We start from the raw sequence: 6,386 nt of genomic DNA, 5'->3' as shown, positions 1-6,386 counted from the left end.
CCGCCGGGGCCGGGGCGCCGCTCGCGCCGAGGAGTTCGGTGTGCAGGGCGCGCAGGGCGGGCCCCGGGTCGGTGCCGAAGCGGTCCGCGAGGGTGCGGGCGAGGGTCGCGTAGGCGGCCAGGGCCTCGGCGGGGCGGCCTGTGTCGCGCAGGGCGCGCAGGCGCAGCAGGTGGAGGGGTTCGTCCAGCGGGTGGGCGCGGCACAGCGCGGTGAGCGGGGGCAGCGCGCGCTCGGCCTCGCCGAGGTCGAGGGCGGCGGCCCAGCGGGCGGTACGGGCCGCGCGCAGCCGTTCGCCCCAGTGGCGGGCCTCGGCCTCGGCGTCGGGCAGGTCGGCGAGCGGCGGTTCGGCCCACAGCGCGAGCGCCTCGTTCAGGAGGGCGGCGGCGCGGGCGGGCTCCCCGGCGTCGAGCGCGGCCCGCCCCTCGTCGCCGAGCCGCCCGAAGCGGTGCAGGTCCACGGCGTCGGGCGGGACGTCGAGCCGGTACCCGGCGGGCCCGGAGACGATCGCGCCGGGGCCGAGCGCCCTCCGCAGCCGGCCGACGAGCGCTTGCAGCGCGGCCTGCGGCTCGGCGGGCGGATCGGTTCCCCACACCTCCCCGGCGAGCACGGTCGCGGACACGCTCCGCCCGGCCCGTACGGCGAGCACGGTGAGCAGCGCGCGCAGGCGCGCCCCGCCGAGCGGAACGGCGCTGCCGTCGGGACGGAGAGCTGCGGTGGTGCCGAGGACGCGGTAGTACACGGGGACCATTGTGTACGGGGCGGGCCCGGGCGGGAGGAGCGGGCGCCCGGAGCGTGGCCGCCGGGGGGAGCCGCGCGGGGCGTCGCCGCCGGGGGAAAGCCGCGCGGGGCGGGCTGGTTCGCCAGCGGGGGGTGTGTTCCTCGTACTCTTGCCCGGACCCCGGCCGAACGGCGGCGCGGGAGCCCGAGTCCTGGAGCGGCCCCCATGGCGAGCCCGTACGCGCGACGTCCGCGACCGGACCGTTCGGACCGGCGGGTCAGTCCCGTCTTTCTGGGCCTCCTCGCGGTGGCCGCCGTCTCCGGCTGGGCGGTGTGGACGGAGTACGCGGACGCGACGGCCTTCGCGGTGTTCCTCTTCGCCACCGCGATGTGGGTCGTCTCGCTGTGCCTGCACGAGTACGCGCACGCGCGCACCGCGCTGCACAGCGGGGACCTGAGCGTGGGGGCCAAGGGCTATCTGACGCTCAACCCGGCGAAGTACACGCACGCGCTGCTGAGCGTCCTGCTGCCCGTGGTCTTCGTGATCCTCGGCGGTATCGGCCTGCCGGGCGGCGCCGTGTACATCGAGCGGGGCGCGATCAGGGGGCGCTGGCGGCACAGTCTGATCTCGGCCGCGGGGCCGCTGACGAACGTGCTCTTCGCCGTCGTGTGCACGGCCCCGTTCTGGCTGCACTCGCTCGACGGGGTGCCGGGGCCCTTCCGGTACGCGCTGGGCTTCCTGGCCATGCTCCAGGTGACGGCGGCGATCCTGAACTTCGTGCCGGTGCCGGGCCTGGACGGGTACGGGGTGATCGAGCCGTGGCTCTCGCGGGGCGTGCGGCGGCAGGTGGAGCCGTTCGCGCCGTTCGGGCTCATCGCGGTGTTCGCGCTGCTGTGGGTGCCGTCCGTGAACGTGGCGTTCTACGACGCGATGGACGGGCTGCTGCGGGCGCTCGGGGTGCCGGAGTTCGACACGTACTGCGGGCGGAACCTGTTCCGGTTCTGGGTGGAGCGGGACCCGCTCTGCGCGATCGGCGGGTGAGCGGGCGCGGGCTCAGCCCGTGACGGGCGTCGCGGCCTGCCGTTCGGCCCGGGCGCGGCGCACGTAGTACCAGCACATGTTGGAGGAGACCCCGGCGAGCAGCACCCACACGATCCCCAGCCAGCTTCCCTGTGTGAAGGAGACGACGGCGGCGGCGACGGCCAGGAGGCAGACGACGAGGGCGTAGAGCGCGAGGCGGGGCATGGGGGGTGGCTCCTTGTCGTGGACGGGCGGGCCTGCTGCCCGACCAGTGTCCCCCATGCCCCGAGTGCCCCGCTCCGGGGGGGCTCGGTCCGGGGGCCGTTCCCCCGGGGAGCGCCCGGGCCCCGCTCAGACGTCCGTCACGCGCAGTCCCGCGTGCGCCTTGTAGCGGCGGTTGACGGAGATGAGGTTGGCGACGAGCGACTCGACCTGGTGCGCGTTGCGCAGCCGTCCGGCGAAGACGCCGCGCATCCCGGTGACGCGCTGGGCGAGGGCCTGGACGAGGTCGGTGTCGGCGCGGGCCTCGCCGAGCACGAGGACGTCGGTGTCGATGCTCTCGACGGCGGGGTCCTGGAGGAGCACGGCGGACAGGTGGTGGAAGGCGGCGGTCACGCGCGAGCCGGGCAGCAGGGCGGCGGCCTGCTCGGCGGCGCTGCCCTCCTCGGGCGTGAGGGCGTAGGCGCCCTTCTTGTCGAAGCCGAGCGGGTTGACGCAGTCGACGACGACCTTGCCCGCGAGGTCCTCGCGCAGCGATTCCAGGAGCGGCTTGTGGCCCTCCCAGGGGACGGCGATGATCACGATGTCCGCGCGGCGCGCGCACTCCGCGTTGTCCGCGCCCTCGACGCCGTGCCCGATCGCCCCGGCGGCCTCGGCGGCCCGTCCGGCCGACCGCGAGCCGATGATCACCCGCTGGCCCGCGCGGGCGAGCCGGTAGGCGAGGCCGCGCCCCTGGTCCCCGGTGCCGCCGAGGACGCCGACGACGAGGTGGGAGACGTCGGGAAGCTCCCAGGGGTCCTTGCGGGGCGGCTTCTGCGTGCTGTCGTCCGTGGTAGTCATGACGGCAGCCTACTGGCAGGTAGGGACGTGTTCCGCGCGGAAATCCGCTGGCACGCGCCCGCCGCCGCCCCGCATAGTCGTCCGCCGTGGCTCTTCTCTCCCGGGTGCTGCCCGATCCGACGCCTTGGCGGACGCTGCCCGACTTCCGGCTGCTGTGGACGCAGGGCGTCATCACCTCGCTCGGCGGCTTCATGGCGGTGGTCGCGCTGCCGCTCCAGATCAAGGAGCTGACGGGTTCGCCGCTGGCGGTCGGCGCGATGGGGCTCGTGGAGCTGGTGCCGCTCGTGGTGTGCGGGCTGTACGGCGGGGCGCTCGCGGATGTCGCGGACCGGCGCCGGATCATCCTGCTCACCGAGACGGGGCTCGGGGTGCTCGCCCTCGTCCTGTTCGTCAACGCGCTGCTGCCGCACCCGCCGCTGTGGCCGCTGTACGTGGTGGCGGCCGGGGTCTCGGGGCTGAACGGCCTTCAGCGGCCCGCGCTCGACGCGCTCATCGCCCGTATCGTCCCGCACGAGCAGGTCCCGGCCGCCGCCGCGCTCAACTCGCTGCGGTGGCAGCTCGGCGCGATCGCGGGTCCCTCGCTGGCGGGGCTCGTCGTCGCCTCGGCGGGCACGGCGACGGCGTACGCGCTCACGACGGCGGGTTTCGCGGTCTCGGTGCTGCTGTGCCGGCGGCTGGCCGCCGCTCCCGGAGGCGGGAGCGGGGAGCGGCCCTCGCTGCGCGGGATCGCGCCGGGCGCGGCGTACGCCTGGTCGCGGCCCGTCCTGCTCGGGACGTACGCGGTGGACCTCGCCGCGATGCTCTTCGCCGTTCCCGACGCGCTCTTCCCCTTCCTCGCCGACGACCTCGGCGCGCCCTGGGCGCTCGGCCTGATGTACGCGGCGGTCTCGGTGGGTTCCCTGCTGGTGGGGCTCACGAGCGGCTGGGTGGCACGGGTGCGGCGGCACGGGCTGCTCGTCGTGGGCGGAGCGGCGGTCTGGGGGCTCGCGGTCGCGGGGGCGGGAGGGAGCGGGAACGTGTGGCTGCTCCTGTGCTTCCTCGTGCTCGCGGGGGCGGGCGACATGGTGAGCGGGCCCGGCAGGTCCACGATCTGGAACCAGACGATCCCGGACGGGCTGCGGGGCCGTCTGGCGGGGATCGAGGTGCTCTCCTTCACCACGGGGCCGCAGCTCGGCCAGGTGCGCGGCGGCACGGTCGCGGGCTGGACGGGGGCGCGGACGGCGCTGTGGTCCGGCGGCGTGGCGTGCGTGGCGGCGGTCGGGCTGCTCGCCGCCGTACTGCCCCGGATGGTGCGCTACGACGCGGGCACGGACCCGGACGCGCGGCGCCGCCGGGCGGAGAAGCGGGCCGCGTCGGCACCGGGGCCGTCCCCGGCCACCGCCGACGACCCGGCCTGAGCCGCGCGGCCGCCCCGGCGTCGCCCCGCCGCTCCCGGGAGGACGTACGCCGAGGGGGCGGGCCCCGGCCGGGCCTGTCCTGTCGTCACTCCCCTTCGGGCCGCTTGCCGTCCGTCCAGCGCTCGTCGTTCTCCCACGCGCGGTTGCGCTCGGCCGCGCGGTCCATCGCGTGTTCCGCCTCCACCCGGGTGGCGTAGGGGCCCATGCGGTTCTTGGAGGGGCACTGCGGGCCCTCCTCGACCTTGCCGTGGTCCAGGCAGTAGTACCACTCGCCCGGTTTGCCGCCGCCCTGCTTGTCGCTCCTGCCGAAGAGAGCCATGCGCTCCGTCCTTCCGCCGTCCGGCCGGGTGCTGCCCCGGGTCCCGGTCCCATCGTGCCCGAGATCGGGCGGCTCAGTCGGGCCGCCCGGCCGGACCGCCCGGCGGGCCGCCGCCCCGGGACCGGGCCGCCATAGACTCGGCCCCATGTCTGGCCAGTCATTTGTCGTAAGCGGAAAGATCTCCCCCCTGCGCGGCGTCCCGAAGGACATCCCGCGTCCCGAGTACGTGGGGAAGCCCGCGCCCACGCCGTACACCGGGTCCGAGGTGCAGGACGCGGAGACGATCGAGAAGATGCGCGTCGCGGGGCGGATCGCGCGGCGGGCGATGGACGAGGCGGCGAAGCACATCGCACCCGGCGTCACGACCGACGAACTCGACCGCGTCGCGCACGAGTACATGGTCGGCCACGGCGCCTACCCGTCGACCCTCGGCTACCGCGGCTTCCCGAAGTCGCTGTGCACCTCCGTCAACGAGGTCATCTGCCACGGCATCCCCGACTCCACCGTGCTGCGCGACGGCGACATCGTGAACCTCGACGTCACCGCGTTCAAGGACGGCGTGCACGGCGACAACAACGCGACCTACCTCGTGGGCGACGTGGACGAGGAGTCGCGCCTGCTCGTGGAGCGGACCCGTACGGCGCTGGACCGGGCGATCAAGGCCGTGCGCCCGGGGCGGCAGATCAACATCATCGGGCGCGTCATCGAGTCGTACGCGAAACGGTTCGGCTACGGCGTCGTGCGGGACTTCACCGGGCACGGCATCAACACGTCCTTCCACTCGGGCCTGATCGTGCCGCACTACGACAGCCCGCACGCCACGACCGTCATCCGTGAGGGCATGACCTTCACGATCGAGCCGATGCTCACGCTCGGCACCTACGACTACGAGCAGTGGGACGACGGCTGGACGGTCGTGACGAAGGACCGCAGGCGGACCGCGCAGTTCGAGGAGACGCTGGTCGTGACGGCGGCGGGGGCGGAGATCCTGACAGCGCCCTGAGCCGGATGGCGGCGGCGCGTGCCGCGAGGAGTTTTACCGACGGCCCGTCGGGAACCCATTGACTTAGGCATACCTAAGTTAGATGATCGTGACCGGTCCCCCCACGCCTCGGTACTTCTTCCACGCCTCCGGAGGTCCTCCTTGGACATCTCGACGGACGTCTCCCCCGGCCTCCCCCGTGACGCCGGGTCCGCTGAGACCCCCTTCTCGACCGTCATCCGCACCGCCTCGCACGCCCAGCACACCGAGGCCGAGACCTCGGCCTTCATGAGCGACCTGCTCGGCGGCCGGCTCGGCGTGGACGCGTTCGCGCGCTACACCGAGCAGCTCTGGTTCGTCTACCGGGCCCTGGAGGAGCGGGCGGCGGCGCTCGCGGGCGACCCGGTCGCGGGGCCGTTCCTCGACCCGGGGCTGGCCCGGCTCCCGGAGCTGGAACGGGATCTCGCGCACCTGCGCGGGCCCGGCTGGCGCGCGGGCCTCGCCCCGCTGCCCGCCACCGAGGCGTACGCGGCGCGGATCGCCGAGTGCGCGGCGGGCTGGCCGGGCGGGTACGTGGCCCACCACTACACGCGCTATCTCGGGGACCTCTCGGGCGGGCAGATCATCCGGGACAAGGCGGAGCGGACGTGGGGGTTCGCGCGCAAGGGCGACGGGGTCCGCTTCTACGTCTTCGCCTCGGTGGCGAACCCGGCCGCCTTCAAGCGCGGTTACCGCGAGCGGCTCGACGCGCTCCCGCTCGACGCGGCGGAGAAGGAACGCGTCGTGGACGAGTGCCGGCGCGCCTTCGCGCTCAACACCGGCGTCTTCCGCGCGCTCGGCGAGGAGTTCCCGCTCGCCGCGGCGTAGGCCCGCGCGCGTACGGCGGCCCGG

General features: G+C 74.8%; 8 protein-coding genes. 4 read left to right on the top strand and 4 right to left on the bottom strand.

Annotation, left to right across the window (positions count from 1 at the left end):
* The coding region (locus SSBG_RS22325) for an AfsR/SARP family transcriptional regulator (protein WP_008748336.1) at positions 1–748 on the bottom strand (748 nt) is incomplete at its 3' end.
* Between the two features lie 195 nt (positions 749–943).
* Between SSBG_RS22325 and SSBG_RS22320 the strand changes: the two genes are divergently transcribed.
* The gene (locus SSBG_RS22320) at positions 944–1,759 is read left to right on the top strand and encodes a site-2 protease family protein (RefSeq protein ID WP_008748335.1); all 816 of its coding nucleotides are present in this window, start codon (positions 944–946) and stop codon (positions 1,757–1,759) included.
* Between the two features lie 12 nt (positions 1,760–1,771).
* Here SSBG_RS22320 and SSBG_RS22315 read toward each other — a convergent pair whose 3' ends face one another.
* Complete coding sequence (locus SSBG_RS22315; RefSeq protein WP_037870408.1) at positions 1,772–1,963, bottom strand: hypothetical protein; 192 nt, start codon at positions 1,961–1,963, stop codon at positions 1,772–1,774.
* Positions 1,964–2,089: 126 nt separating this feature from the next.
* Positions 2,090–2,797: an NADPH-dependent F420 reductase gene (gene npdG / locus SSBG_RS22310; RefSeq protein ID WP_008748333.1), complete on the bottom strand. Its 708-nt coding sequence runs from the start codon at positions 2,795–2,797 to the stop codon at positions 2,090–2,092.
* Positions 2,798–2,883: 86 nt separating this feature from the next.
* On the opposite strand from npdG, the gene SSBG_RS22305 reads away from it, so the two are divergent.
* Positions 2,884–4,194, top strand: a complete 1,311-nt coding sequence (locus tag SSBG_RS22305; protein WP_037870407.1) for an MFS transporter — start codon at positions 2,884–2,886, stop codon at positions 4,192–4,194.
* An 85-nt stretch (positions 4,195–4,279) separates the two neighbouring features.
* On the opposite strand, the gene SSBG_RS22300 is transcribed toward SSBG_RS22305, so the two are convergent.
* On the bottom strand, positions 4,280–4,513 hold the full coding sequence (locus tag SSBG_RS22300) for a hypothetical protein (RefSeq protein WP_008748331.1): 234 nt from the start codon (positions 4,511–4,513) through the stop codon (positions 4,280–4,282).
* Positions 4,514–4,658: 145 nt separating this feature from the next.
* Here SSBG_RS22300 and map point away from each other — a divergent pair, with 145 nt between their 5' ends.
* Positions 4,659–5,516 (top strand): type I methionyl aminopeptidase, encoded by an 858-nt coding sequence (gene map / locus SSBG_RS22295; RefSeq protein WP_008748330.1) that lies wholly within the window; start codon positions 4,659–4,661, stop codon positions 5,514–5,516.
* A gap of 141 nt (positions 5,517–5,657) precedes the next feature.
* Positions 5,658–6,362: a heme oxygenase (biliverdin-producing) gene (locus tag SSBG_RS22290; RefSeq protein ID WP_008748329.1), complete on the top strand. Its 705-nt coding sequence runs from the start codon at positions 5,658–5,660 to the stop codon at positions 6,360–6,362.
* The last annotated feature ends 24 nt before the right edge of the window (positions 6,363–6,386 follow it).

Source organism: Streptomyces sp. SPB074 (assembly GCF_000154905.1).
Lineage (GTDB): Bacteria > Actinomycetota > Actinomycetes > Streptomycetales > Streptomycetaceae > Streptomyces.
Note: the sequence above shows the minus strand (reverse complement) of the source record. Positions and strands in the feature narration are given on the sequence as shown.